Genomic DNA, 24109 nt, shown 5'->3' on the forward strand with positions numbered 1-24109 from the left:
GTTTCTTCCGATTGCAGAGGAGCATATCTTGCTTAAGCCTGGATAAATTGCCCTGAATATAGTGCGATCAAATCCGAGTGAAACACCACTTTGAAATGGTGTCTATTATCTGGCTCGCAATTCTGTTTCCTGGCTTCAGACTCAGCCCTCAGACTCAGCCCTCTCTGCCAAAGAGGTGGGATTCCCGGTATACTACTTTTTCGCCTTTATATTTATTTACAGATGGTAGATATGGGCGGTTCAATCAACAAATGTCTGGAAATACCCGCTAATGACTCATAAACAAATCAGTGAAGGCTCCGCGATATCAGGTTTTGAGGCTGTACCTGGCAAGCCTGTCCACAGCCAGACATTCTCCATCGCGCCGATGCTCGACTGGACCGACAGACACTGCCGCTACTTCCTGCGCCAGTTGTCGCGCCACACGCTGCTGTACACGGAAATGGTCACCACCGGAGCGATTATTCACGGTAAGGGCGACTACCTGGCCTACAGCGAAGAAGAGCACCCGGTCGCATTGCAGCTTGGCGGTAGCGATCCGGCGGCGCTGGCGCAGTGCGCGAAACTGGCAGAAGAGCGTGGCTATGACGAGATTAACCTCAACGTCGGCTGCCCGTCCGATCGCGTACAGAACGGGATGTTCGGCGCCTGTCTGATGGGCAATGCCCAACTGGTCGCCGACTGCGTGAAAGCGATGCGCGATGTGGTATCCATTCCTGTGACGGTGAAAACGCGTATTGGCATCGACGACCAGGACAGCTACGAATTTCTCTGCGACTTTATCAATACCGTTGCCGGACGCGGCGAGTGCGAGATGTTCATCATCCATGCGCGCAAAGCCTGGCTTTCTGGTCTCAGTCCAAAAGAGAACCGTGAGATCCCGCCGCTGGACTACCCACGCGTGTATCAACTGAAGCGCGACTTCCCACACCTGACAATGTCGATCAACGGCGGCATTAAATCGCTGGAAGAGGCGAAAACCCATCTGGAACATATGGATGGCGTCATGGTCGGGCGTGAGGCGTACCAGAACCCCGGCATTCTGGCGACGGTTGATCGCGAAATCTTTGGCATCGAAGGTGCGGATGCGGACCCGGTTGCGGTGGTGCGTGCAATGTATCCCTACATCGAGCGTGAACTGAGTAACGGTACTTATCTGGGCCACGTGACTCGCCATATGCTGGGCCTGTTCCAGGGCATTCCGGGCGCGCGCCAGTGGCGTCGCTACCTGAGCGAGAATGCCCACAAAGCCGGAGCGGATATCAACGTGCTGGAGCACGCACTGAAGCTGGTTGCCGATAAGCGTTAAAATTTCACTAAAAACTGGTCAAATTCACCACGCCCGGCACGTAGTTGTCGGGCGTTTTTATTGATATTCAATAAGTTAATTTTGGCATGATTTTTGTAATAGCACAGACAGAGAATGACGATATCTTTGGGAGAGAGTCATGTTTGAGCTACTGTTCGTGATTGGATTTTTTGTGATGCTGCTGGTAACGGGCGTTTCACTACTGGGCATTATTGCCGCGCTTTTCGTCGCCACGGCGCTGATGTTTGTAGGCGGCTTATTCGCGCTGATGTTTAAATTGCTGCCCTGGTTACTGCTGGCGATTGCCGTGGTATGGGTGATTCGGGCGATTAAAACACCAAAAATTCCCGAGTATCGGAGCAATAACCGTTGGCGTTACTAAGGTATTGAGGGGTTCGTCACACAATAGAAATTTTGCATAAAACTGCATAGGTTTCGCGTAATAAATCTGTCAATATTGCGCCGTTAACGAATTCATCGAGCTGTACCCTACATACAGCCGAACTAAAAAAAGTAAGGGCTTCCCATGTGGAAGCCCTAAGCTTTTCTAGGGGATTAACAGGCTCGAACCCTGTGTCACCCGGCTCTCAAGAACCTCGTGCGCATGCTTCGCATCCATCAGCGCAAATTTCTGTTTCTCTGCCACATCCACTTTAATCACACCGCTGGCAATCAATGAGAACAGCTCATTGCTCGCTTCCTGCAGCTCTTCGCGCGTTGTCACGTAGCCGTACAGGGAAGGGCGGGTCACGTATAACGAACCTTTCTGGTTGAGAATTCCCAGGTTCACACCCGTGACTGGCCCGGAGGAATTGCCGAAGCTCACCATCAACCCGCGGCGTTGCAGGCAATCCAGCGACGCTTCCCAGGTATCCTTCCCGACCGAGTCATACACCACGCGTACTTTCTTACCGCCGGTAATCTCTTTCACGCGTTCGACGATATTCTCATCGCGATAGTTAATCACCTGCCATGCACCGGCTTCCAGCGCACGTTTACCTTTTTCCGCACTGCCGACGGTACCGATTAGTTTCGCGCCCAGCGCTTTCGCCCACTGGCAGGCAATCAGCCCTACGCCGCCCGCTGCGGCATGGAACAGGAACGGCTCGTCCGGTTGAATTTCATAGGTTTTGCGCAGCAGATAAAACACCGTCAGCCCTTTAAGGAACGAGGCCGCCGCCTGCTCAAAAGTGATGGCATCTGGCAAAATCGCCACCTTGTCTTCCGCCACGTTATGCACTGCGCTATAGGCTCCCAGCGCAGACTGCGCGTAAACCACCCGATCGCCGACGTTAACGTGTTTCACGTCGTTACCGATTTTCGTCACCACGCCCGCCGCTTCGGTACCCAGGCTGCTTGGTAGCGACGGCGGTGGATATAACCCGCTACGGATGTAGGTATCGATATAGTTAATGCCAATAGCCTTGTTCTCGACCTGCACTTCGTGGCTCGCCGGATCGACGGGGGTGAAGTCTACGGCCTTGAGTACTTCGGGTCCGCCATGCTTGTCAAATTCGATGCGTGTTGCCATGCTTCCTCCTGAACAATGTGGTAATCTTTCGACCCAATCTTTATCTCGGTAACTCCATTCACTATGGCAGCAAATAAACCCTTCAACAAACAACAGACTGAAGCTCGTGAGCGTGATCCTCAGGTCGCCGGGCTGAAAGTGCCGCCGCACTCGATTGAAGCGGAACAGTCGGTGTTGGGCGGTTTAATGCTGGATAACGAACGCTGGGACGACGTTGCCGAGCGTGTTGTCTCTGATGATTTCTATACCCGTCCGCACCGCCATATCTTCACTGAAATGGGGCGCTTACAGGAAACGGGCAGCCCGATCGACCTGATTACGCTCGCGGAATCGCTGGAGCGTCAGGGTCAGCTTGATAGCGTTGGCGGTTTTGCTTACCTGGCAGAGTTGTCAAAAAATACACCAAGTGCGGCGAATATCAGTGCTTATGCCGATATCGTCCGCGAACGTGCCGTTGTCCGTGAGATGATTTCGGTGGCGAATGAAATCGCCGAAGCGGGGTTTGATCCTCAGGGCCGTACCAGCGAAGACTTGCTCGATCTCGCGGAATCCCGCGTCTTTAAAATCGCGGAGAGCCGCGCGAATAAAGACGAGGGCCCGAAAAATATCGCCGATGTGCTGGACGCCACCGTTGCCCGTATTGAGCAACTTTTCCAGCAGCCGCACGATGGTGTGACAGGTGTAAATACAGGCTATGACGACCTCAATAAAAAAACCGCGGGGCTGCAACCGTCGGATTTGATTATCGTCGCCGCGCGTCCGTCGATGGGTAAAACGACATTTGCGATGAACCTCGTCGAAAATGCGGCGATGTTGCAGGATAAACCGGTGTTGATTTTCTCGCTGGAGATGCCATCAGAACAGATTATGATGCGTTCTCTGGCGTCACTGTCGCGCGTAGATCAAACCAAAATCCGTACCGGCCAGTTGGACGATGAAGACTGGGCACGAATTTCCGGCACGATGGGTATTCTGCTTGAGAAGCGTAACATCTACATCGATGACTCCTCGGGCCTGACGCCGACGGAAGTGCGCTCGCGTGCACGCCGTATCGCCCGCGAACACGGCGGTATTGGTCTTATCATGATCGACTACCTTCAGTTGATGCGCGTGCCGTCACTCTCCGATAACCGTACACTGGAAATCGCGGAAATCTCCCGCTCGCTCAAAGCGTTAGCAAAAGAATTACATGTGCCGGTGGTGGCGCTGTCGCAGCTTAACCGTTCACTGGAACAACGTGCCGATAAACGCCCGGTCAACTCCGACCTGCGTGAATCCGGCTCAATCGAACAGGATGCCGACTTAATCATGTTTATCTACCGTGATGAGGTTTATCACGAAAACAGTGACTTAAAAGGTATCGCCGAGATTATTATCGGTAAGCAGCGTAACGGCCCGATCGGTACCGTGCGTCTTACCTTTAACGGGCAATGGTCGCGTTTCGATAACTACGCGGGCCCGCAGTACGACGACGAATAACAAGATTGATTCAGGTAACTCAAGCAAACACTTTTCAAGGAACACAAATGCAAGCGGCAACTGTAGTGATTAACCGCCGCGCTCTGCGACACAATCTGCAACGTCTGCGTGAACTGGCGCCTGCCAGCAAACTGGTTGCGGTGGTGAAAGCGAACGCCTACGGACACGGTCTTCTGGAGACCGCGCGAACGCTCCCCGATGCCGACGCCTTTGGCGTTGCACGTCTGGAAGAGGCCCTGCGGTTGCGCGAGGGCGGCATTACGCAACCCATCTTACTGCTGGAAGGTTTTTTCAACGCCACCGATCTGCCGCTTATCGCTGAACAGCAACTGCATACCGCTGTGCATAATATGGAACAGCTGGAAGCGCTGGAAACCGCGAAACTGAGCCGCCCGGTGACGGTGTGGATGAAACTGGATACGGGCATGCATCGGCTGGGGATCCGCCCGGAAGAAGCGGATGCGTTTTATCAACGTCTGAGCCAGTGCGAGAACGTCAGCCAGCCAGTGAATATCGTGAGCCACTTTGCGCGTGCTGATGAGCCTGAATGCGGCGCGACCGAGAAACAGCTCGATATCTTCAACACTTTCTGTGAAGGCAAGCCGGGGAAACGCTCTATCGCCGCGTCTGGCGGCATTTTGCTGTGGCCGCAGTCGCATTTCGACTGGGCGCGTCCGGGCATCATCCTCTACGGCGTATCGCCGCTGGAACAAAAGCCCTGGGGGCCGGATTTCGGCTTCCAGCCGGTGATGTCGCTGACCTCCAGCCTGATTGCCGTGCGTGAGCATAAAGCGGGTGAGCCGGTTGGTTACGGCGGTACCTGGATCAGCGAGCGCGATACGCGACTGGGCGTAGTGGCGATGGGCTATGGCGATGGTTACCCGCGCGCTGCGCCGTCCGGCACCCCGGTGCTGGTTAATGGCCGTGAAGTGCCCATTGCGGGCCGCGTGGCGATGGATATGATCTGCGTTGACCTGGGGCCGGCAGCGCAGGATAAAGCAGGCGATCCGGTGGTAATGTGGGGTGAAGGGCTGCCCGTTGAACGCATCGCGGAAATCACAAAAGTGAGTGCTTACGAACTTATCACGCGTCTGACGTCGCGCGTGGCGATGAAGTATATTGATTGATTGTGTGGTGCCGGGTGGCGGCTGCGCCTTACCCGGCCTACTATTTGATAACATCCGGCGACAACATCCTCTCGACCTTCTCCCACTTCCGGTTTATTGTGTTATTACCTGCCTTCTGTAAACCTGGAGAACCACCTCGTGTTTCAAAAAGTTGACGCCTACGCTGGCGACCCTATTCTTTCGCTGATGGAGCGTTTCAAAGAGGATCCGCGCAGCGACAAAGTGAACCTCAGTATCGGCCTGTACTATAACGAAGAGGGCATCATCCCCCAGCTTCAGGCCGTTGCAGAGGCTGAAAAGCGCCTTGCTGCCCAGCCGCATAGCGCCTCGCTTTACCTGCCAATGGAAGGGCTGAATAGCTACCGTCAGGCCATTGCGCCGCTACTGTTTGGGGCCGATCATCCGGTGCTGGCGGAGAAACGCGTCGCCACCATTCAGACCCTGGGCGGTTCCGGTGCGCTGAAAGTAGGTGCGGATTTTCTCAAACGCTACTTCCCGGATTCCGGCGTCTGGGTCAGCGATCCGACCTGGGAAAACCACGTCGCCATTTTTGAGGGCGCGGGCTTTACGGTCAAAACCTATCCTTGGTTCGACGGTGAGACCAACGGCGTGCGTTTTGACGCGCTGCTGGAAACCCTCAACACGCTGCCTGCGCAAAGCATCGTGCTGCTGCATCCGTGCTGCCACAACCCAACCGGTGCGGACCTGACGAACAGTCAGTGGGATGCCGTGACGGAGGTGCTGAAGGCGCGTAACCTGATCCCGTTCCTGGATATTGCCTACCAGGGCTTTGGCGGCGGCATGGAGCAGGATGCCTATGCCATCCGCACGATTGCGGCTGCGGGCTTGCCGGTGCTGGTGAGCAACTCATTTTCAAAAATTTTCTCGTTATACGGTGAGCGTATCGGCGGTTTATCTGTGGTCTGCGAAGATGCCGACGCCGCAGGACGCGTGCTGGGGCAGTTGAAAGCGACGGTTCGTCGTAACTACTCAAGCCCGCCGACAACCGGTGCACAGATTGTGTCTACCGTATTGAATGACAACGCGCTGAAAGCCTCGTGGCTGGCGGAAGTGGAAGCGATGCGCACGCGTATTCTGGACATGCGCCAGGCGCTGGTGAAGGTACTGAAAGAAGCCATGCCGGACGGGAATTTTGACTACCTCCTCAAGCAACGCGGTATGTTCAGCTATACCGGTCTGAGTGCTGCACAGGTCGATCGTCTGCGTGAGGAGTTTGGCGTCTACCTGATTGCCAGCGGCCGTATGTGCGTTGCCGGGCTGAATTCCCGTAACGTGCATCGCGTCGCGCAGGCATTTGCGGCGGTTATGTAAGCAAGTGCTTACTCTTCATGCGGCATCACTGCCGCGTGAAGAGTTTCTCAATGTGAAAATGTGATCTCTTATCCTTTTTCCAGGATAAATCCTGGAAAATCCTTCCCTTCACTCCCTGTAACCGTTAAGGTCTTTCTAATTTTTTGAAGTATTACTCACTTTAAAACAAAAACAAGACGACGATTTAGGGAAAACTATGCGCAAGATCACACAGGCGCTGAGCGCCGTTTGTTTGTTGTTCGCGTTAAATAACACGGTTACTGCTCACGCTTCATCACCTTCTCCGCTCTATCCGGGTACGGATGTCGCTAAACTGGCCGAACAGGCACCCATCCACTGGGTATCAGTGGCACAAATTGAAAACAGCCTGATGAATCATCCACCGATGGCAGTGGGATTTGATATCGATGACACGGTGCTGTTTTCCAGCCCCGGCTTCTGGCGCGGGCAGAAAACCTGGTCTCCGGGCAGCGAAGCGTATCTGAAGAACCCTGCATTCTGGGAAAAAATGAACAACGGCTGGGATGAGTTCAGCATTCCGAAAGAAGTGGCCCGTTCACTGATCGCGATGCACGTGAAGCGCGGTGACAGCATCTATTTCGTTACCGGGCGTAGCGAAACCAAAACCGAAACGGTCTCCAAAACGTTGCAGGATTATTTCCTGATCCCGGCGACCAGCATGAATCCGGTCATTTTTGCCGGTGACAAACCGGGCCAGAATACCAAAACGCAGTGGCTGAAAGAGAAGGGCGTAAAGGTCTTCTACGGCGATTCGGATAACGATATCTCGGCGGCGCGTGAAGCCGGTGCCCGTGGTATCCGCGTGCTGCGCGCCTCAAACTCCACGTATCGACCGCTGCCGCAGGCGGGCAAGTACAATGAAGAAGTGATTGTTAATTCTGAGTACTAAACGCCCCCTGTAAATAAATGATGCTTTTTTAGTCAAAAATCAGTCGCCGGAAGGTTTCACCTTTCGGCGACTTGTTGCACACTGAGGTGATGACGTTTGGCACTCCGTGGCTCGTGAGACTAAGAGGTATAAAATGACCAGTTCGGATCTTTTGGTGTACTGCATGGCGAAGCGTGGCGCGGAGCAAAGCGTCCACAGCGACTGGAAAGCGACGCAGATTAAGGTTGCGGATGTGCTTTTCGCGATGGTCAAAGAGGTGGAAGAACGCCCGGCGGTGTCGTTGAAAACCAGCCCTGAGCTGGCAGAACTGCTGCGCCAGCAGCACAGCGATGTGCGTCCCAGCCGTCATCTCAATAAAGCACACTGGAGCACGGTTTACCTTGACGGCACCTTGCCGGACTCGCAAATTTACTATCTGGTGGATGCCTCGTATCAGCAGGCAATCACGCTACTGCCGGAACAAACCCGGCAGCAGCTAGTGAAATGACTACTTCAGCATCGGTTTAAGGAAGCGCGCCGTATGTGAGGCTTCGCATTCGGCGACGGTTTCTGGCGTGCCGGAGACGAGAATCTCCCCGCCGCCGCTGCCGCCTTCCGGGCCAAGGTCAACAATCCAGTCGGCGGTTTTGATCACATCAAGGTTGTGCTCAATGACCACGATGGTGTTGCCCTGGTCGCGCAACTGGTGCAGCACTTCCAGCAGTTGCTGAATATCCGCAAAGTGCAGGCCGGTGGTCGGCTCATCGAGAATGTACAGCGTCTGTCCGGTACCGCGTTTGGAGAGTTCACGCGCCAGTTTGACGCGCTGGGCTTCACCACCCGATAGCGTCGTCGCCGCCTGGCCGAGACGAATGTAGGTCAGGCCGACATCCATCAGGGTTTGCAGCTTGCGCGCCAGCGCCGGAACGGCATCGAAGAACTCACGTGCTTCTTCAATGGTCATATCCAGCACTTCGTGGATGGTTTTGCCTTTGTACTTAATCTCCAGCGTTTCGCGGTTATAGCGTTTGCCTTTGCACTGGTCACACGGCACGTAGATATCCGGCAGGAAGTGCATTTCGACTTTGATCACGCCATCGCCCTGACATGCTTCGCAGCGCCCGCCACGGACGTTAAAGCTGAAACGCCCCGGCGTATAGCCGCGCGCGCGTGATTCCGGCACGCCCGCAAACAACTCACGCACAGGCGTAAAGACGCCGGTGTAGGTTGCCGGGTTAGAGCGCGGCGTACGGCCAATTGGGCTTTGGTCGATGTCGATGACTTTGTCGAAGTGTTCAAGCCCCTGAACATCGCGATACGGCGCAGGTTCGGCGATAGTCGCGCCGTTAAGCTGGCGCTGAGCAATCGGGAACAAGGTGTCGTTAATCAGCGTTGATTTCCCGGAACCGGATACCCCGGTGATACAGGTGAACAGGCCGACGGGCAGCGTCAACGTGACATCTTTCAGGTTGTTGCCGCGCGCGCCGCTCAGTTTCAGCACTTTCGCAGGGTCCGCCGGTACGCGATTTTTCGGCACTTCGATTTTACGTTTGCCGCTCATGAACTGGCCGGTTAGCGACTCTGGCACTGCCATGATGTCGTCCAGCGTCCCTTCCGCGACAACCTGACCGCCGTGTACGCCCGCGCCAGGGCCGATATCGATAACGTGGTCAGCGGCACGAATCGCATCTTCGTCGTGTTCGACCACAATCACCGTGTTACCGAGGTTACGCAGGTGAATCAATGTGCCGAGCAGACGTTCGTTATCACGCTGATGCAGGCCGATGGACGGCTCATCCAGCACGTACATCACGCCGACTAACCCGGCGCCAATCTGGCTCGCCAGACGAATACGCTGAGCTTCACCGCCGGAGAGGGTTTCTGCCGAGCGGGAGAGCGTGAGGTAGTTCAGGCCAACGTTGACGAGGAACTTCAGGCGGTCACCAATCTCTTTCAGCACTTTTTCAGCGATTTTCGCGCGCTGGCCGGAAAGTTTCAGATTATTGAAGAAGTCCATCGCATGACCAATGCTCATGTCAGAGATGGTCGGCAACGGGGTATTTTCCACGTACACGTGACGTGCTTCGCGGCGCAGACGCGTGCCGTCGCAGCTGGCGCACGGACGGTTGCTGATGAATTTCGCCAGCTCTTCGCGCACCGCGCTGGATTCCGTCTCTTTGTAGCGGCGTTCCATATTGTGCAGCACGCCTTCAAACGGATGACGACGCACGGAGGTATCGCCCCGATCGTTCATGTATTTGAATTCGATGGATTCTTTACCGGAACCGTACAGCACCACTTTCTGCACTGACGCGTTCAGGCTGCCCCACGGCGCTTCAACGTCGAAATCATAATGCTCCGCCAGCGAGCGCAGCATCTGGAAATAGTAGAAATTACGGCGATCCCAACCGCGAATAGCGCCACCCGCCAGCGACAGTTCCGGGTTCTGAATGATGCGATCCGGGTCAAAATATTGCTGCACGCCCAGACCGTCACAGGTTGGGCACGCGCCCGCCGGGTTGTTGAACGAGAACAAACGCGGTTCCAGTTCGCTCATGCTGTAGCCGCAAATCGGGCAGGCGAAGTTGGCGGAGAAGAGCAGCTCATCCGCTTTCGGATCGTCCATATCAGAGACGATTGCGGTGCCGCCGGAAAGCTCCAGTGCAGTTTCAAACGACTCAGCCAGACGCTGCGCCAGGTCTTCGCGCACTTTGAAGCGGTCGATAACCACTTCAATGGTGTGTTTCTTTTGCAACTCCAGCGTCGGTGGATCGGACAGGTCGCACACTTCGCCATCGATACGCGCGCGGATATAGCCCTGGCTTGCCAGGTTTTCCAGCGTTTTGGTGTGCTCGCCTTTACGCTCTTTTATGATTGGCGCCAGCAGCATCAGGCGTTTGCCTTCCGGCTGCGTCAGCACGTTGTCGACCATCTGGCTGACGGTTTGCGCCGCCAGCGGCACGTCGTGATCGGGGCAACGCGGCTCGCCTACGCGAGCATAAAGCAGACGCAGGTAGTCGTGAATTTCGGTAATGGTCCCGACCGTGGAACGCGGGTTATGGGAGGTCGACTTCTGCTCAATAGAGATAGCAGGCGACAGCCCTTCAATATGATCGACATCCGGCTTCTCCATCAGCGACAGGAACTGGCGCGCATACGCAGAAAGCGATTCGACGTAGCGACGCTGCCCCTCGGCGTAGAGGGTGTCAAAAGCCAGTGAAGATTTGCCAGACCCCGACAGCCCGGTAACGACAATCAGTTTGTCGCGCGGGATGATGAGGTTGATATTTTTGAGATTGTGGGTGCGGGCGCCCCGAACTTCGATCTTATCCATTTACCTTTCCCGGTAGAGACTCGGCTTGCCAGATTTGCTTGAAGGACAAACGGCGGAAACGGCTAATTATGACACAACTCACCCTGAATGAATATACAGTAGTGGAATGTGCATTCCATTGTTGAGTGTAAGATATTCAACGTAAACGAGTTTAGTGGAATCACCGTCGCATGCTATCAAAACGCCTCTTTGAAATGCTACAATCGCGCGTTTACACTATTAAGAAACACATTCAGGAGAGACAATCATGGCCAGCAGAGGCGTAAACAAGGTGATTCTCGTCGGTAATCTGGGCCAGGACCCGGAAGTACGCTACATGCCGAATGGTGGCGCAGTTGCCAACATTACGCTGGCTACTTCCGAATCCTGGCGTGATAAAGCGACCGGTGAAATGAAAGAGCAAACTGAATGGCACCGTGTTGTGCTGTTCGGCAAACTCGCGGAAGTTGCGGGTGAATACCTGCGTAAAGGCTCTCAGGTTTATATTGAAGGCCAGCTGCGTACCCGTAAATGGACCGATCAGTCCGGCGTTGAAAAATACACCACCGAAGTGGTTGTCAACGTTGGCGGCACCATGCAGATGCTGGGTGGTCGTCAGGGCGGCGGCGCACCGGCAGGTGGTCAGGGTCAGCAGCAGGGCGGTTGGGGCCAGCCTCAGCAGCCACAGGGCGGCAACCAGTTCAGCGGCGGCGCGCAGTCTCGTCCGCAGCAGCAGGCTGCTCCGGCACCGTCTAACGAACCGCCAATGGACTTCGACGACGATATCCCGTTCTGATTTTCAGACATAAAAAAACCTGCGAAAGCAGGTTTTTTTATAAATAGGGTTTTATCAGGTCAACACCATCGGCCATTCTGGCGGTGTCTGGCTCATCACTTCCACCATCACCTCTTTGATGTTATTGCAGATAGTCGCAATATCCACCATCGTAATTCCCAACAACCCCGTTGCGAACCAGCAGGCAGAGGCCACGCCCAGCGCGCTACAAATCACCGCGAGACCCGCGTAATCCGCTTTGCGCAAGCGAATTTTCAGCGTACTGGCAAGGAACATCAGAATGGCGCTGAAAAGCGGCCAGCGTAACAGTACGACACCTGTAGAGATAGAAACCATGAGACCTTATCCTCAGAGATAAACGGTATGCCCTGACAGCGCGGCGTTCTCACGAAGGTGTAGTCCACTCTGGCTATCGACAGGCATTCACAAATGATATGAAACGCTGTTTTTGTTTCACTCTATAGTGTGAACTATATCACAATTGCTGCTTTATTCACCAGAGGTAAACGCGGCAAATTGCGCCATTTATCGCTGACAATAGTTACATAAGGAAAGGGCTCTGTTTTACCTTTAGGCCGGATAAGCGCAAGCGCTATCCGGCGTGTTGTTCATGCGGAAAGACGGTGGCGATAGTCGCTCGGCGTGCGGTCGAATTCACGGCGGAAAACACGCGAGAAGGTTTGCTGGGAAACATAACCCAGATCCATGGCAATATCGAAAATCGGGCGCTGGGTATTACGCAACTCCTGCGCAGCCAATAGCAGGCGACGCTGACGAATGTAGTCACCCAGCGTTTGACGCATCTCGGTACGGAACATCCGTTGTAGATACCATTTCGAGTAGCCGGATTTTTTCGCCACGATATCAATATTCAGTGGTTGATCGATATGTTCATCTATCCATTCGATAAGCGTTTGAATAATTTCCCGATGGGACATAAGGCTCTCCCCGTTGTCTATTTTTGCTTCAACTTTTGTCTTGCTGGCGAGTATAATTCCTCAAGTTAACTTGAGGTAAAGCAGAAAATGGAAAAAAAACCAACGCGCATTAAAACGCTGCTTACACCGGGCGAAGTCGCCAGACGTACCGGGGTTGCCGTCTCCGCTTTGCACTTTTATGAAAGCAAAGGCCTCATCCGCAGCCAGCGCAACGCGGGCAACCAGCGGCGGTATAAACGTGACGTGCTGCGCTATGTAGCCATCATTAAAATCGCTCAGCGTCTGGGCATTCCGCTCGCCACGATCGGCGAGTCGCTGGGCGTGGTGCCCGAAGGGCATACATTGGGGCAAAAAGACTGGAAACGCCTGACCACCCAGTGGCGTCAGGAGCTGGATAAACGCATTCATTCGATGGAAGCGCTGCGCGATCAGCTTGATGGCTGTATCGGTTGCGGCTGTATGTCACTGCGTGACTGCCCGCTGCGTAACCCTGGTGACAAACTGGGGGAAGAAGGAACGGGCGCGCGCCTGCTGGAAGACGAATAAAAAACGAAAGCGCCACAACTGGGCGCTTTCGTATGTTCCGGTCTTTGTCTTTCGCTCTATCCCACTGGTTCATGGGAGGGTTTCCCCCGACATCAGCATCCCTCGGTCGAGCTACGGGTTGGAGGTTCCGGTTTGTGCTGACACTTTAAGTCTACCTCTCCTCCCCCTGTTCGCCAGTCAGATTGACGTTTTTTTCGCCGCAATTTTTACGGGGATCGCCGTCTGTTCCTATAGTTAATTTGAACAAACCTGCGGAGAAAATCATGTTAACCGTCCACCATCTGAATCAATCCCGCTCGCAGCGCGTGCTCTGGGCGCTGGAAGAGTTGAACCTGCCTTACCAGATTGTTCGCTATCAGCGCGGGGCTGATATGCTGGCTCCCGACACCCTGAAAAAAATCCATCCGCTGGGAAAATCGCCGATTGTCGAAGATAACGGGCACGTTATTGCTGAATCTGGCGCGATCCTCGAATATCTTCAGGAAATCGGCGATCCCGAAAACCGCTTTAAACCGCAGGAAATCGACCAAAAACTACAGTATCGCTTCTGGCTGCACTATGCCGAAGGCTCGTTGATGTCGCTCATGATGATCAAGCTGGTTTTGCAGATGCTGGGCAAATCCCCGGTGCCGTTGGGATTGCGCACGGTGGGGAAAGTGCTGGGAACGGGCGTCCAGAAAGCCTGGCTGAATAGGCAGATTGCCACGCATGCCGGGTTTATTGAGTCGCATCTGGCGAAAACGCCGTGGTTTGCGGGGGAGAGCCTGAGCATGGCGGACATTCAGATGAGTTTTCCGCTGTTTGCGCTGCTTTCTCGCGGTGGGATACCGTCTCTGCCCCATATCGCCGCATGGAAGGCGCGTGTGGAAGCACGTCCGGCCTGGCAACAGGCGATTGCGAAGGGCGGCCCCTTTTCACTTCCCGGTGAATAACGCCAGAGTTGCAACAAAAATGTTGTTAGATTGCGCATGAACGATAACGTTTGCGCATGAGTTGGCGATTTCTTCATCGTCATAAGCGAATTTTAGCGAAATGGCGTAAACATCAGTTGAAAATGGTGCCATAAAAACCAGATAATCGTTTGCCTTAAAATTCTGACGCCTTCTGCTGGCATTTTTGACGTTTTATGCTTAGTCAATTTGCCGCTGTCGTCCAGAAAATACCCATTCTGCATGTGCAGGGTGGCAGGTAACGCTCAACCGTATTGTATGCGCGGAGTTAAACGTTTGCTTTTTTGCGGCTCCCCTTTGCCGCGAGGTTTAAGCACAAGGAGATGACGTTTAACTGTCAGTGGATGCTCCACCACGTATGCGAACGAATGATAAAAATTTTCAGGGGATGTTTTCTATGTCTACGCCTTCAGCGCGTACCGGCGGTTCACTCGACGCCTGGTTTAAAATTTCTGCTCGTGGTAGCTCCGTTCGTCAGGAGATTGTCGCCGGTCTTACCACCTTCCTGGCGATGGTCTATTCCGTTATCGTCGTGCCGGGGATGTTGGGCAAAGCAGGCTTCCCGCCTGCGGCAGTCTTCGTGGCTACCTGTCTGGTGGCAGGCGTCGGCTCCATCGTGATGGGTCTGTGGGCTAACCTGCCGCTGGCCATTGGCTGCGCTATCTCGCTGACCGCATTCACTGCGTTCAGCCTGGTGCTGGGCCAACAAATCAGCATTCCGGTCGCGCTGGGCGCGGTGTTCCTGATGGGTGTTCTGTTTACCATTATTTCTGCGACGGGCATCCGTAGCTGGATTTTGCGCAATTTGCCGCAGGGAATCGCGCACGGCACCGGTATTGGTATCGGCCTGTTCCTGCTGCTGATTGCGGCAAACGGCGTCGGCCTGGTGATCAAGAACCCGCTGGATGGTCTGCCAGTTGCGCTGGGTCACTTTGCCAGCTTCCCGGTAATTATGTCGCTGGTCGGTCTGGCGATGATTATCGGACTCGAAAAACTAAAAGTGCCGGGCGGCATTCTGCTGACCATTATCGGGGTGTCGATTGTCGGCCTGATTTTTGATCCGAATGTGCACTTCTCCGGTTTCTTCGCCATGCCTTCTCTGAGCGATGACAATGGTAACTCGCTGATTGGCAGCCTGGATATCATGGGCGCACTGAACCCGATCGTGCTGCCTAGCGTACTGGCGTTGGTGATGACGGCGGTGTTCGATGCCACTGGCACTATTCGCGCCGTCGCCGGTCAGGCTAACCTGCTGGACAAAGACGGGCAGATTATCAACGGCGGCAAAGCGCTGACCACTGACTCCCTGAGCAGCGTGTTCTCCGCGTTTGTTGGCGCAGCGCCAGCGGCAGTGTACATCGAATCTGCAGCCGGTACGGCGGCGGGCGGCAAGACGGGCTTAACGGCGATCACCGTCGGCATCCTGTTCCTGTTGATTCTGTTCCTCTCTCCGCTCTCTTATCTGGTTCCGGCCTACGCCACCGCTCCGGCGCTGATGTACGTTGGCCTGCTGATGCTGAGCAACGTGGCACGTATTGACTTCAACGACTTTGTTGATGCGATGTCTGGCCTGATTACCGCTGTATTTATCGTGCTGACCTGCAACATTGTGACCGGCATTATGATCGGTTTCGCCACACTGGTGATTGGCCGCGTGGTGTCTGGTGAGTGGCGTAAGCTGAATATCGGCACTATCGTGATTGCGGTAGCGCTGGTGGCGTTTTATGCGGGCGGTTGGGCGATTTAATTCGTATTACTGCGGGCTTTGTAGGCCTGATAAGCGCAGCGCCATCAGGCTATTTACAGCGTGCGCCCTACAGTTCCTCTAAAGCGGCCTCACGGCCGCTTTTTTTACACCTTTACTACAGCAATTTCCTTGCCGCCGCGACAATATCATCGCGTGTGAGCCCATACCCCTGCTCCAGAAAATCCTGCGTTCCTACCTGGCCATAGCGCTCTTTCACGCCCACACGGCGCATCGGGACCGGGCAGGTTTCCACCAAAACTTCCGCCACCGCCGAGCCCAGCCCGTTATGAATGCTGTGGTTTTCGCAGGTGACAATTCGCCCGGTTTTCTCGGCATAGTTCTTCACCAGCATTCGGTCGATAGGCTTGAGCGTAAACATATCGATAACGGCGGCACTCACTCCTTCAGCAGAAAGCTTTTCCGCCGCTTCGAGCGCTTTCGCCACCATAATACCGTTGGCGATTAGCGTGATGTCATTGCCGTCGCGCAGAACGTTTCCTTTACCGATGGTGAATGTCGAGCCCTCCTGATAAACCGTGGGTGCCTGTTTACGGATGGTACGTACCCAGTAGAAACCTTCCAGGGTAGCGAGTTGGCGCAGAATATCTTTAAACATTGCTGCGTCGGTGACTTCCAGCACCACGGAGTGCGCCAGGCCGCGCACAATGCCCATATCTTCAAACGACATATGTGTGCCGCCGTTGTGACAGGCAGTGACGCCCGCATCAGAGGCGATCACTTTGACGTTATTGCGCTGATAATCCAACGACATAAATAACTGGTCAAAGCAGCGGCGACTGGCGAATGCGGTAAACGTGTGGACAAAGGGTTTCCGCCCGGTCAGCGCCAGCCCTGCGGCAGTGCCAATCACGTTGGCCTCCATGATCCCGCAGTTGATGACGTGTTGGGGAAATTCGCGCTGTACGCTATCCATCGCCATCGAACTCATCAGGTCTGCTTCCAGTGCAATAATCTCGCTGCCTGCCTTGACCTGTTCCGCGATAAACCCGGCGTAGACCTTACGCATTTCAACGGCGTCTTTTTCTCCCGCAGGTGCAACCTTAATCATACGCGGCCTCCAGTTGGCGAATAGATTCATTCAGCGCCTCTCGCATCTCATCATTCAGGCGCAGATGGTGGGTATTGCTCAGACTTTCCAGATAAGGCACACCTTGCCCTTTCACACTATCGAGGATCACGATGCGGGGACGATCATCGCCGCTGCGTACCGGGCGGGTGACGGCCTGAATCGCTGCAATATCGTCGCCTTTTACCGTTTGTACATCGAAACCGAAAGCGTTGAATTTTTCCGCAAGATCGAAGGGGGCGATAATGTCGTCCAGTTCGCCATCCAGTTGCTGCTTGTTCCAGTCGATAAATACCAGCAGGTTGTTCAGTTTATGGTGGGCGATAAACTGGAACGCTTCCCAGCATTGACCTTCGTTCAGCTCACCGTCGCCGACAATGCAAAACACGCGATTAGGACGGCTGGCGAGTTTATGCGACAGCGCCATGCCCGCCGCGATAGATATCCCCTGGCCGAGCGAGCCTGTAGTGGCATCCACGCCGCGCGTTTTGAGCCGGTCCGGGTGACTTGGCAGGCGCGTGCCGTTCTGGTTAAGCGTGGCCAGCTCCTCCATCGGGAAATAGCCTTTGATTGCCAGCGTGCTGTACAGCGCAGGGCCCGCATGACCTTTCGACAGGACAAAATAGTCGCGCTGCGGCCAGTCCGGGTCGGCGGGGTCGATGCGCATCACATCGCCATACAGCACCGCCAGCGTCTCCACCACCGACATGCTGCCGCCATAGTGACCAAAACCGAGCTGGGTTAAGGATTTCAGCGTGGCAACGCGAATATCGCGCGCCAGTCTTTTCAGTTCATCATGCATTATGATTTTGCTCCTGTGTCTTGCTGCTGCGCGTCGGGTTTACTTTTCACGATGTTGTAGACCACCAGTAGCGCGAACAGCGCCACGACCAGGCCGGTAATCGCCATCGGTGAGAGGTAGCGTGCCAGGTTACCCATGATGATGCCGACGACGCCGAAATCCGCGTCGGAGAAGGTGGTATTCGCGAAGCCAATCGCGCCAAGCACTGGCAACAGCAATACCGGGAGGAAGGTGATCAACAAGCCGTTGGCAAATGCGCCGATCATTGCGCCGCGTCGGCCTCCGGTGGCGTTACCAAACACGCCTGCGGTGGCGCCGGTGAAGAAGTGCGGTACAACGCCTGGCAGAATCAATACCAGTTTGAACTGCCCGAGCAGGAACAAACCAACCAACCCGCCGAGGAAGCTGAACAGGAAACCAATTAAAACCGCATTAGGCGCATAGGGATAGACGACCGGGCAATCCAGCGCCGGGCGGGCATTAGGCACCAGTTTTTCCGAGAAGCCGGTAAAGGCCGGCACGATTTCTGCGAGGATTAAGCGTACACCCTGTAAGATGATGAACACGCCCGCTGCAAAGGTGATGGCCTGAATGATGGAGTAAACCAGGTAGTTTTGTCCGCCGCTGAGCTGGGTTTCAACATATTCGCGTCCGGCACTGACGGCCAGAATCATGTAAATGATGATCATGGTGAGAGAAATCGAGATCGAACTGTCGCGCAGGAAGCTCAGATTTTTCGGCAGGTTCATCTCTTCAGTAGAGCGGGAACCCTTTCCGCACACGCTGCCAATCCAGCCAGAAAGCACATAACCCAGCGTGCCGAAGTGACCAAACGCGATATCGTCAGTACCGGTAATGCGCTTCATATAGCGTTGCGCCAGCGCCGGGAAGAAGGCCATCACCAGACCAAGAATCAGCGACCCGGTAAACACCAGACCAATGCCGTCGAAGCCCGCCACCGTCAAAATAACGCCGATCATGCACGCCATATAAAACGTATGGTGCCCGGTCAGGAAGATGTACTTCAGACGCGTGAAGCGGGCGACGATGATATTGGCTACCATGCCGAAGGCCATGATGAGCGCCGTTGATGCGCCATATTTTTCCAGCGCGATAGAGACGATCGCTTCGTTGTTAGGAATGATGCCCTGAATGTTGAATGCATGTTCGAACATACCGCCAAGTGGATTCAGTGAACCCACCAGTACGGATGCGCCGCCGCCCAGCACAATGAAGCCGAGAATGGTTTTGATGGTACCTTTTACTACATCAGAAAATGATTTTTTCTGTGCCACGAGGCCAATTAAGGCAATTAACCCGACCAGAACGGAAGGGACTTTAAGAATATCGACAACAAAATTTAGCGTTTCAAGGATAAACATATCCGCCTCGCTTTAATCAGGATTATTGTGCCGAGAAATAAGCGCTGAGCTTAGTTTCTAATTCATTAATATCGATAATATTGTTAATGACGACGAGCTGACTTTCCGGAACACTGGCGCTACTGGCAATATCTTTCGCCATCACAAAGAGATCGGCAGCGCCGGGTGTTGCCGAAGATAAATCTGAATGCTCGACTTCCGCCTCAATATTTAATTTCTTCAGTACTTTTTTGATATTCATTTCCACCATAAAACTACTGCCCAAACCGGAGCCACAAATTGCCATTATTTTCATGGTTGTTACCTTATTTTGAGTAGAGTACGGGCGCACGATGTCAGGAGAGATCGTGAGCATGTAAAACGGAGAAAAAATAAAATCAGAAACGGGAAATAATGGTTGTAATCTCCTCTAATGTTTTCGCCTGATGCAGCAATGCGAGATCGTCTTCGCTGGAAAAAAGCTCGGCAAGCGCAGAAATCATTTCAATATGGCTGTGCTTATCGGGGGCCGCGAGCATGATAATCACATCGACGGGATCAAACTCATCGGCGTCGAATGCCACGCCGTGCTGTAATTTCAGTAATGACAATCCCATTCCCCGAGCGCCTTCTTCCGGGCGGGCGTGCGGCATTGCAAGGCCGGGCGCCAGGACGTAATAGGGGCCTAATTTTTGATGCTGCTGGATTATCGCCGTCACGTAACCGGGTTCGATTACGCCCGATTCAAGCAGCGGCTGAGCGCAAATCTCCAGCGCCTGAGGCCAGTTTTCGACCTCACTTCTTAGTGCAATGGTGGTGTCATTCAGCCATTGGTTCAGCACATGGATTCTCCTGCAACGGGATGTGTGGAATGAGCAAACTTTATTCAACGGCGAAGTTGGTAACCGTGATGATTATCACAAAGATAGCGCTATCAAAATGTATCATTGGAAATTGTGATAGCGCTATCAAATCGAGGCGCATCAATTCACAGCAAAATTGTGGATTTCCGGCGTATACTGCCCAACATGTGAAGAAAAAATGATCGCTAACTCTCTAATAACATAGCGTTTACTCAGGAATTCAAATGTCGATAACCCGAAAACGACGCAGTACGGGAAAGGTTACCCTGGCCGACGTCGCCCAGCTGGCAGGGGTTGGCACGATGACCGTATCCCGGGCCCTGCGAACGCCCGAGGCGGTATCGGATAAGTTACGCGAGAAAATTGAAGCCGCCGTTCAGGAGCTTGGCTATGTGCCGAATCTGGCGGCCAGCGCGTTGGCTTCCGCCTCATCGTGGACGATCGCGATGGTCGTGCCGCATCTTAGCGAATTCGGCTGCTCAGAAATGTTTGCGGGTTTACAGCAGGTGCTGCAACCGGCTGGCTATCAAATCATGCTGGCGGAGTCTCAGCATCAGCCGGAGCAGGAAGAAAAACTGCTGGAAACCCTGCTGGCTTCCAATATCGCGGCGGCGGTACTGCTGAGCGTCGAACACAGTGAAAACGTGCGCAACTGGCTGCAAAATGCGTCGATTCCGGTGATGGAGATTGGCGCGGTGCGTGCCGATCCTATTGATATGAATATCGGCATTGACCATGCTGCTGCGATGTTTGAACTGACCGAAATGCTGATCACACGTGGTTATCAAAACATAGGCTTACTCTGCGCCAATCAGGAAAAATGGGTGTTTCAACAGCATCTGCAGGGGTGGTACAAGGCGATGTTGCGTCATCACCGTTCCCCGGATCGCGTCATTAACGCGGCGTCGTCGCCCACGTTTTCCACCGGTGCAGCGCAGCTTCCGGAATTTCTGCTGGCTTGGCCGGAACTGGACGCGCTGGTGTGTGAATCGGATGAGCTGGCCTGCGGTGTGCTGTATGAGTGTCAGCGTCGGCGTATTAAAGTGCCGGAAGATCTCGCGGTTGTTGGATTTGGCGACAGCGATGTGAGCCGGGTGTGTCAGCCACCCCTCACCACCATGGCTGTGCCGCATCGAAAAATTGGCGCGGATGCCGGAAAAGCGTTACTCGCGCGACTGAGCGACAACGACTGGAGCCCGAAAGCGACGATTACCTCAAGGTTGTGCCAGCGCGACAGCTGTTAATGATTTTTCGCATTTTTTTACCGGTCGATTTTTCATTTTAAGGATCGTCTCGTTTCCTTTTGCGTTACTCTGGTATGCGTATGATACAGAGGCATGACGCTTCATATTTTACGTTCCACATAATAAGACAACGCTGCAAACAGGGATCGCATGGAAATATTCTTCACCATACTCATCATGACCCTCGTGGTCTCGCTCTCCGGGGTTGTAACCCGTGTCTTGCCATTTCAGGTGCCGCTGCCGCTGATGCAGATCGCCATCGGTGCGCTGCTGGCGTGGCCGACCTTCGGCCTTCACGTGGAGTTCGACCCGGAGCTGTTCCTCGTTCTGTTTATTCCGCCGCTGCTGTTCGCCGATGGCTGGAAAACGCCGACCCGCGAGTTCCTTGAACACGGGCGCGAAATCCTCGGCCTGGCCCTTGCGCTGGTGCTGGTGACGGTGGTTGGTATTGGTTTCCTGATTTACTGGCTGGTGCCAGGGATCCCACTGGTGCCTGCGTTCGCGCTGGCGGCGGTGCTGTCGCCGACCGATGCGGTGGCGCTCTCCGGGATTGTTGGAGAAGGGCGCATTCCGAAGAAAATCATGGGCATCTTGCAGGGCGAAGCGTTGATGAACGATGCTTCTGGCCTGGTCTCGCTAAAATTTGCCGTGGCGGTTGCCATGGGCACGATGGTCTTTACCGTTGGCGGCGCGACGCTGGAATTTATGAAAGTGGCGATTGGCGGCATCCTGGCCGGTTTTGTGGTCAGCTGGCTGTATGGTCGCTCGCTGCGCTTCCTGAGCCGCTGGGGCGGCGATGAGCCGGCAACGCAAATCGTGCTGCTGTTCCTGCTGCCGTTCGCGTCTTATCTGATTGCGGAACACGTCGGCGTATCCGGTATCCTCGCGGCGGTGGCGGCGGGGATGACCATCACCCGTTCCGGCGTGATGCGTACCGCGCCGCTGGCAATGCGCCTGCGTGCCAACAGCACCTGGGCGATGCTGGAGTTCGTGTTTAACGGCATGGTGTTCCTGCTGTTGGGCCTGCAATTACCGGGCATTCTTGAGACCTCTCTGGTGGCTGCAGAAGCCGATCCGAACGTTGAAATCTGGATGCTGTTTACCGACATTCTGCTGATTTATGCGGCGCTGATGCTGGTGCGCTTTGGCTGGCTGTGGACGATGCAGCGCTTCAGCCAACGCTTCCTGAAGAAAAAACCGATGGAGTTCGGGAGCTGGTCAACGCGCGAGCTGGCCATTGCCTCCTTCGCCGGCGTGCGCGGGGCGATTACCCTTGCCGGTGTGCTCTCCATCCCGCTGCTGCTGCCCGATGGCAACGTCTTCCCGGCACGTTATGAACTGGTGTTCCTGTCGGCGGGCGTCATTCTCTTCTCACTGTTTGTTGGCGTGATTATGCTGCCGATTCTGCTGCGCCACGTTGAAGTTCGTGATCTGCCGCAGCAGCAAAAAGAGGAGCGCCTGGCCCGGTCCGCAACGGCGGAAGTGGCGATTGTCGCGATTCAGAAGATGGAAGAGCGACTGGCGGCAGATACCCAGGAGAACATCGATAACCAGTTGCTGACGGAAGTCAGTTCCCGCGTGATTGGTAACCTGCGTCGCCGCGCCGATGGGCGTAATGACGTCGAAACGTCAATGCTGGAAGAGCAACTGGAACGTCGTTTCCGCCTGGCGGCGCTGCGTTCTGAGCGCGGGGAATTGTATCACCTGCGTGCGACGCGGCAGATCAGTAACGAGACGTTGCAGAAATTGCTGCATGACCTTGATTTGCTGGAAGCGCTGTTGATTGAAGGTGAGTGATGCCCCTCACCCCGGCCCTCTCCCACAGGGAGAGGGAGACAACCGGCGCTGTTCTGTCATTTATCTGCGAGCGGTTCCCTCTCCCTGTGGGAGAGGGTTAGGGTGAGGGTTGCCTACTTCGGTAACCAAAACCCCTCGCAGCACTTCAGCCACGCCTGGGCGCTATGCGACAAATAAACGCCTTCGCGCCAGATCATCCCCAATTGCCAGTGGAGTTCGCTCTCAAGCGGCAGCCAGCGCAACGTTTTCGCATCCAGCCTTTCGCAAATCGGCTCCGGCAAAATCGCCACGCCGACACCCGCCTGGACCATCGCCGCGAGGAAATCCCATTGGCCGCTGCGCACCGCGATACGCGGCTTCACATTGTGCTGATTAAACAGATGCATCAACTGACGACTCAGTGCGAAATCTTCGTTATAGATAAGCAAAGGATGTGCTGCGAGCTGTTCGGGGGAAACCGATGTCTGTTCCAGCCACTCGCCGGAACGGGGAACCAGCACGCAAAGCGGGTGGCTGAATAGCGGCAACGTCGCAAGGCCGCTCTCTTCTTCCACCGGCAGCGCGGTCATGGCTAAATCAAGTTCGCCGTTCATCACCGCCTGCTGCACCGTCAGCCCGCCGAATTCGGACACCTTGAGTTCTACGCCGGGGTAGCGCTGGCGAAAAAGGCTGATGGGCCCGGCCATCATCATGCCGACCATTGGCGGGATGCCGAGGCGCAACTGGCCTTTGTTGAGGTGGTTGATATCGGTCAGTTCGGCTTCCAGTTGGCGGAATTCATCGAGGATCACCAGCCCGCGTTCAAATACGACTTGCCCGGTATCGGTGAGCAGCAATTTGCGTCCATCGCGGATAAGCAGGGTGCTGTTGAGTTCATCTTCCAGATTTTTCAGCATCTTGCTGATGGTAGGCTGCGTAACGAAGAGTTTCTCCGCCGCGCGGGTAAAGCTTTGCTGACGTACCACTTCAACGAAATAGCGCAGCGTTCTGATGTCCAT

At 54.7% G+C, this 24109-nt stretch carries 23 protein-coding genes; 13 read left to right on the forward strand and 10 right to left on the reverse strand.

The annotated features are described in order from the left end of the window. The first annotated feature begins 271 nt into the window (after positions 1 to 271). Together dusA and pspG are read left to right on the forward strand one after the other, a co-directional pair. The gene (gene dusA, locus F0Q32_RS02190) at positions 272 to 1309 is read left to right on the forward strand and encodes a tRNA dihydrouridine(20/20a) synthase DusA (protein WP_255475129.1); all 1038 of its coding nucleotides are present in this window, start codon (positions 272 to 274) and stop codon (positions 1307 to 1309) included. Positions 1310 to 1448: 139 nt separating this feature from the next. Continuing rightward, the gene (gene pspG / locus F0Q32_RS02195; protein WP_149461781.1) at positions 1449 to 1691 is read left to right on the forward strand and encodes an envelope stress response protein PspG; all 243 of its coding nucleotides are present in this window, start codon (positions 1449 to 1451) and stop codon (positions 1689 to 1691) included. A 165-nt stretch (positions 1692 to 1856) separates the two neighbouring features. On the opposite strand, the gene F0Q32_RS02200 is transcribed toward pspG, so the two are convergent. After that, complete coding sequence (locus tag F0Q32_RS02200) at positions 1857 to 2840, reverse strand: quinone oxidoreductase (RefSeq protein ID WP_149461782.1); 984 nt, start codon at positions 2838 to 2840, stop codon at positions 1857 to 1859. Between the two features lie 63 nt (positions 2841 to 2903). On the opposite strand from F0Q32_RS02200, the gene dnaB reads away from it, so the two are divergent. From dnaB to F0Q32_RS02225, 5 genes are all read left to right on the forward strand, one after another. Continuing rightward, positions 2904 to 4319, forward strand: a complete 1416-nt coding sequence (dnaB, locus tag F0Q32_RS02205) for a replicative DNA helicase (RefSeq protein ID WP_108476017.1) — start codon at positions 2904 to 2906, stop codon at positions 4317 to 4319. A gap of 47 nt (positions 4320 to 4366) precedes the next feature. Next, positions 4367 to 5446: an alanine racemase gene (gene alr, locus F0Q32_RS02210; RefSeq protein ID WP_149461783.1), complete on the forward strand. Its 1080-nt coding sequence runs from the start codon at positions 4367 to 4369 to the stop codon at positions 5444 to 5446. Positions 5447 to 5584: 138 nt separating this feature from the next. Continuing rightward, positions 5585 to 6778 (forward strand): aromatic amino acid transaminase, encoded by a 1194-nt coding sequence (tyrB, locus tag F0Q32_RS02215; protein WP_149461784.1) that lies wholly within the window; start codon positions 5585 to 5587, stop codon positions 6776 to 6778. Between the two features lie 196 nt (positions 6779 to 6974). Further along, the gene (gene aphA, locus F0Q32_RS02220; protein WP_149461785.1) at positions 6975 to 7688 is read left to right on the forward strand and encodes an acid phosphatase AphA; all 714 of its coding nucleotides are present in this window, start codon (positions 6975 to 6977) and stop codon (positions 7686 to 7688) included. A gap of 133 nt (positions 7689 to 7821) precedes the next feature. After that, positions 7822 to 8175 (forward strand): MmcQ/YjbR family DNA-binding protein, encoded by a 354-nt coding sequence (locus F0Q32_RS02225; RefSeq protein ID WP_149461786.1) that lies wholly within the window; start codon positions 7822 to 7824, stop codon positions 8173 to 8175. Here F0Q32_RS02225 and uvrA read toward each other — a convergent pair whose 3' ends face one another. Then, positions 8176 to 11001: an excinuclease ABC subunit UvrA gene (gene uvrA / locus F0Q32_RS02230; RefSeq protein ID WP_149461787.1), complete on the reverse strand. Its 2826-nt coding sequence runs from the start codon at positions 10999 to 11001 to the stop codon at positions 8176 to 8178. It abuts the gene before it with no gap. 247 nt (positions 11002 to 11248) lie between these two features. Here uvrA and ssb1 point away from each other — a divergent pair, with 247 nt between their 5' ends. Then, entirely contained in the window at positions 11249 to 11776 is a 528-nt protein-coding gene (ssb1, locus tag F0Q32_RS02235; protein WP_149461788.1) for a single-stranded DNA-binding protein SSB1, read from the forward strand. A 54-nt stretch (positions 11777 to 11830) separates the two neighbouring features. On the opposite strand, the gene F0Q32_RS02240 is transcribed toward ssb1, so the two are convergent. After that, positions 11831 to 12112, reverse strand: a complete 282-nt coding sequence (locus tag F0Q32_RS02240; RefSeq protein ID WP_015966314.1) for a YjcB family protein — start codon at positions 12110 to 12112, stop codon at positions 11831 to 11833. A gap of 272 nt (positions 12113 to 12384) precedes the next feature. Further along, the gene (gene soxS, locus F0Q32_RS02245) at positions 12385 to 12714 is read right to left on the reverse strand and encodes a superoxide response transcriptional regulator SoxS (RefSeq protein ID WP_149461789.1); all 330 of its coding nucleotides are present in this window, start codon (positions 12712 to 12714) and stop codon (positions 12385 to 12387) included. Positions 12715 to 12801: 87 nt separating this feature from the next. On the opposite strand from soxS, the gene soxR reads away from it, so the two are divergent. From soxR to F0Q32_RS02265, 3 genes are all read left to right on the forward strand, one after another. Continuing rightward, a complete protein-coding gene (soxR, locus tag F0Q32_RS02250; protein ID WP_015966312.1) occupies positions 12802 to 13260 on the forward strand; it encodes a redox-sensitive transcriptional activator SoxR in 459 nt (152 codons plus the stop codon). A gap of 263 nt (positions 13261 to 13523) precedes the next feature. Further along, on the forward strand, positions 13524 to 14192 hold the full coding sequence (locus tag F0Q32_RS02255; protein WP_149461790.1) for a glutathione S-transferase family protein: 669 nt from the start codon (positions 13524 to 13526) through the stop codon (positions 14190 to 14192). Between the two features lie 415 nt (positions 14193 to 14607). Beyond that, positions 14608 to 15957, forward strand: coding sequence for an NCS2 family permease (locus F0Q32_RS02265; RefSeq protein WP_149461791.1), 1350 nt, complete (start codon positions 14608 to 14610; stop codon positions 15955 to 15957). A gap of 115 nt (positions 15958 to 16072) precedes the next feature. Here F0Q32_RS02265 and F0Q32_RS02270 read toward each other — a convergent pair whose 3' ends face one another. From F0Q32_RS02270 to F0Q32_RS02290, 5 genes are all read right to left on the reverse strand, one after another. Beyond that, positions 16073 to 17026, reverse strand: coding sequence for a transketolase family protein (locus tag F0Q32_RS02270; protein WP_149461792.1), 954 nt, complete (start codon positions 17024 to 17026; stop codon positions 16073 to 16075). After that, positions 17019 to 17846: a transketolase gene (locus F0Q32_RS02275; protein ID WP_149461793.1), complete on the reverse strand. Its 828-nt coding sequence runs from the start codon at positions 17844 to 17846 to the stop codon at positions 17019 to 17021. The genes F0Q32_RS02270 and F0Q32_RS02275 overlap by 8 nt, the downstream gene beginning before the upstream one ends. Next, positions 17846 to 19228 (reverse strand): PTS ascorbate transporter subunit IIC, encoded by a 1383-nt coding sequence (locus F0Q32_RS02280; protein WP_149461794.1) that lies wholly within the window; start codon positions 19226 to 19228, stop codon positions 17846 to 17848. The genes F0Q32_RS02275 and F0Q32_RS02280 overlap by 1 nt, the downstream gene beginning before the upstream one ends. Positions 19229 to 19250: 22 nt before the next feature. Further along, positions 19251 to 19523 (reverse strand): PTS sugar transporter subunit IIB, encoded by a 273-nt coding sequence (locus F0Q32_RS02285; RefSeq protein ID WP_015966306.1) that lies wholly within the window; start codon positions 19521 to 19523, stop codon positions 19251 to 19253. 82 nt (positions 19524 to 19605) lie between these two features. After that, a complete protein-coding gene (locus F0Q32_RS02290; RefSeq protein ID WP_149461795.1) occupies positions 19606 to 20049 on the reverse strand; it encodes a PTS sugar transporter subunit IIA in 444 nt (147 codons plus the stop codon). Positions 20050 to 20294: 245 nt separating this feature from the next. On the opposite strand from F0Q32_RS02290, the gene F0Q32_RS02295 reads away from it, so the two are divergent. Both F0Q32_RS02295 and F0Q32_RS02300 read left to right on the forward strand, forming a co-directional pair. Continuing rightward, positions 20295 to 21314 (forward strand): LacI family DNA-binding transcriptional regulator, encoded by a 1020-nt coding sequence (locus F0Q32_RS02295; protein ID WP_149461796.1) that lies wholly within the window; start codon positions 20295 to 20297, stop codon positions 21312 to 21314. 150 nt (positions 21315 to 21464) lie between these two features. Beyond that, complete coding sequence (locus tag F0Q32_RS02300; protein WP_149461797.1) at positions 21465 to 23111, forward strand: Na+/H+ antiporter; 1647 nt, start codon at positions 21465 to 21467, stop codon at positions 23109 to 23111. Between the two features lie 113 nt (positions 23112 to 23224). Here the strand turns inward: F0Q32_RS02300 and F0Q32_RS02305 are convergent, their stop codons facing one another. Further along, positions 23225 to 24109 (reverse strand): LysR family transcriptional regulator, encoded by an 885-nt coding sequence (locus F0Q32_RS02305; protein ID WP_108476037.1) that lies wholly within the window; start codon positions 24107 to 24109, stop codon positions 23225 to 23227.

Origin of the sequence: Pseudocitrobacter sp. 73 (genome assembly GCF_008369545.1) — a bacterium.
Lineage (GTDB): Bacteria > Pseudomonadota > Gammaproteobacteria > Enterobacterales > Enterobacteriaceae > Pseudocitrobacter > Pseudocitrobacter vendiensis.

Bases quoted from the DNA above. Each gene is read 5' to 3' on its own strand.
- F0Q32_RS02275 (WP_149461793.1), bottom strand. From the start codon at position 17,846: ATGCATGATGAACTGAAAAGACTGGCGCGCGATATTCGCGTTGCCACG.
- F0Q32_RS02305 (WP_108476037.1), bottom strand. From the start codon at position 24,109: ATGGACATCAGAACGCTGCGCTATTTCGTTGAAGTGGTACGTCAGCAA.
- ssb1 (WP_149461788.1), top strand. From the start codon at position 11,249: ATGGCCAGCAGAGGCGTAAACAAGGTGATTCTCGTCGGTAATCTGGGC.
- pspG (WP_149461781.1), top strand. From the start codon at position 1,449: ATGTTTGAGCTACTGTTCGTGATTGGATTTTTTGTGATGCTGCTGGTA.
- F0Q32_RS02225 (WP_149461786.1), top strand. From the start codon at position 7,822: ATGACCAGTTCGGATCTTTTGGTGTACTGCATGGCGAAGCGTGGCGCG.
- uvrA (WP_149461787.1), bottom strand. From the start codon at position 11,001: ATGGATAAGATCGAAGTTCGGGGCGCCCGCACCCACAATCTCAAAAAT.
- soxS (WP_149461789.1), bottom strand. From the start codon at position 12,714: ATGTCCCATCGGGAAATTATTCAAACGCTTATCGAATGGATAGATGAA.
- F0Q32_RS02255 (WP_149461790.1), top strand. From the start codon at position 13,524: ATGTTAACCGTCCACCATCTGAATCAATCCCGCTCGCAGCGCGTGCTC.
- alr (WP_149461783.1), top strand. From the start codon at position 4,367: ATGCAAGCGGCAACTGTAGTGATTAACCGCCGCGCTCTGCGACACAAT.
- F0Q32_RS02295 (WP_149461796.1), top strand. From the start codon at position 20,295: ATGTCGATAACCCGAAAACGACGCAGTACGGGAAAGGTTACCCTGGCC.
- F0Q32_RS02270 (WP_149461792.1), bottom strand. From the start codon at position 17,026: ATGATTAAGGTTGCACCTGCGGGAGAAAAAGACGCCGTTGAAATGCGT.
- F0Q32_RS02300 (WP_149461797.1), top strand. From the start codon at position 21,465: ATGGAAATATTCTTCACCATACTCATCATGACCCTCGTGGTCTCGCTC.
- soxR (WP_015966312.1), top strand. From the start codon at position 12,802: ATGGAAAAAAAACCAACGCGCATTAAAACGCTGCTTACACCGGGCGAA.
- dnaB (WP_108476017.1), top strand. From the start codon at position 2,904: ATGGCAGCAAATAAACCCTTCAACAAACAACAGACTGAAGCTCGTGAG.
- F0Q32_RS02240 (WP_015966314.1), bottom strand. From the start codon at position 12,112: ATGGTTTCTATCTCTACAGGTGTCGTACTGTTACGCTGGCCGCTTTTC.
- F0Q32_RS02285 (WP_015966306.1), bottom strand. From the start codon at position 19,523: ATGAAAATAATGGCAATTTGTGGCTCCGGTTTGGGCAGTAGTTTTATG.
- dusA (WP_255475129.1), top strand. From the start codon at position 272: ATGACTCATAAACAAATCAGTGAAGGCTCCGCGATATCAGGTTTTGAG.
- F0Q32_RS02200 (WP_149461782.1), bottom strand. From the start codon at position 2,840: ATGGCAACACGCATCGAATTTGACAAGCATGGCGGACCCGAAGTACTC.
- F0Q32_RS02265 (WP_149461791.1), top strand. From the start codon at position 14,608: ATGTCTACGCCTTCAGCGCGTACCGGCGGTTCACTCGACGCCTGGTTT.
- F0Q32_RS02280 (WP_149461794.1), bottom strand. From the start codon at position 19,228: ATGTTTATCCTTGAAACGCTAAATTTTGTTGTCGATATTCTTAAAGTC.
- aphA (WP_149461785.1), top strand. From the start codon at position 6,975: ATGCGCAAGATCACACAGGCGCTGAGCGCCGTTTGTTTGTTGTTCGCG.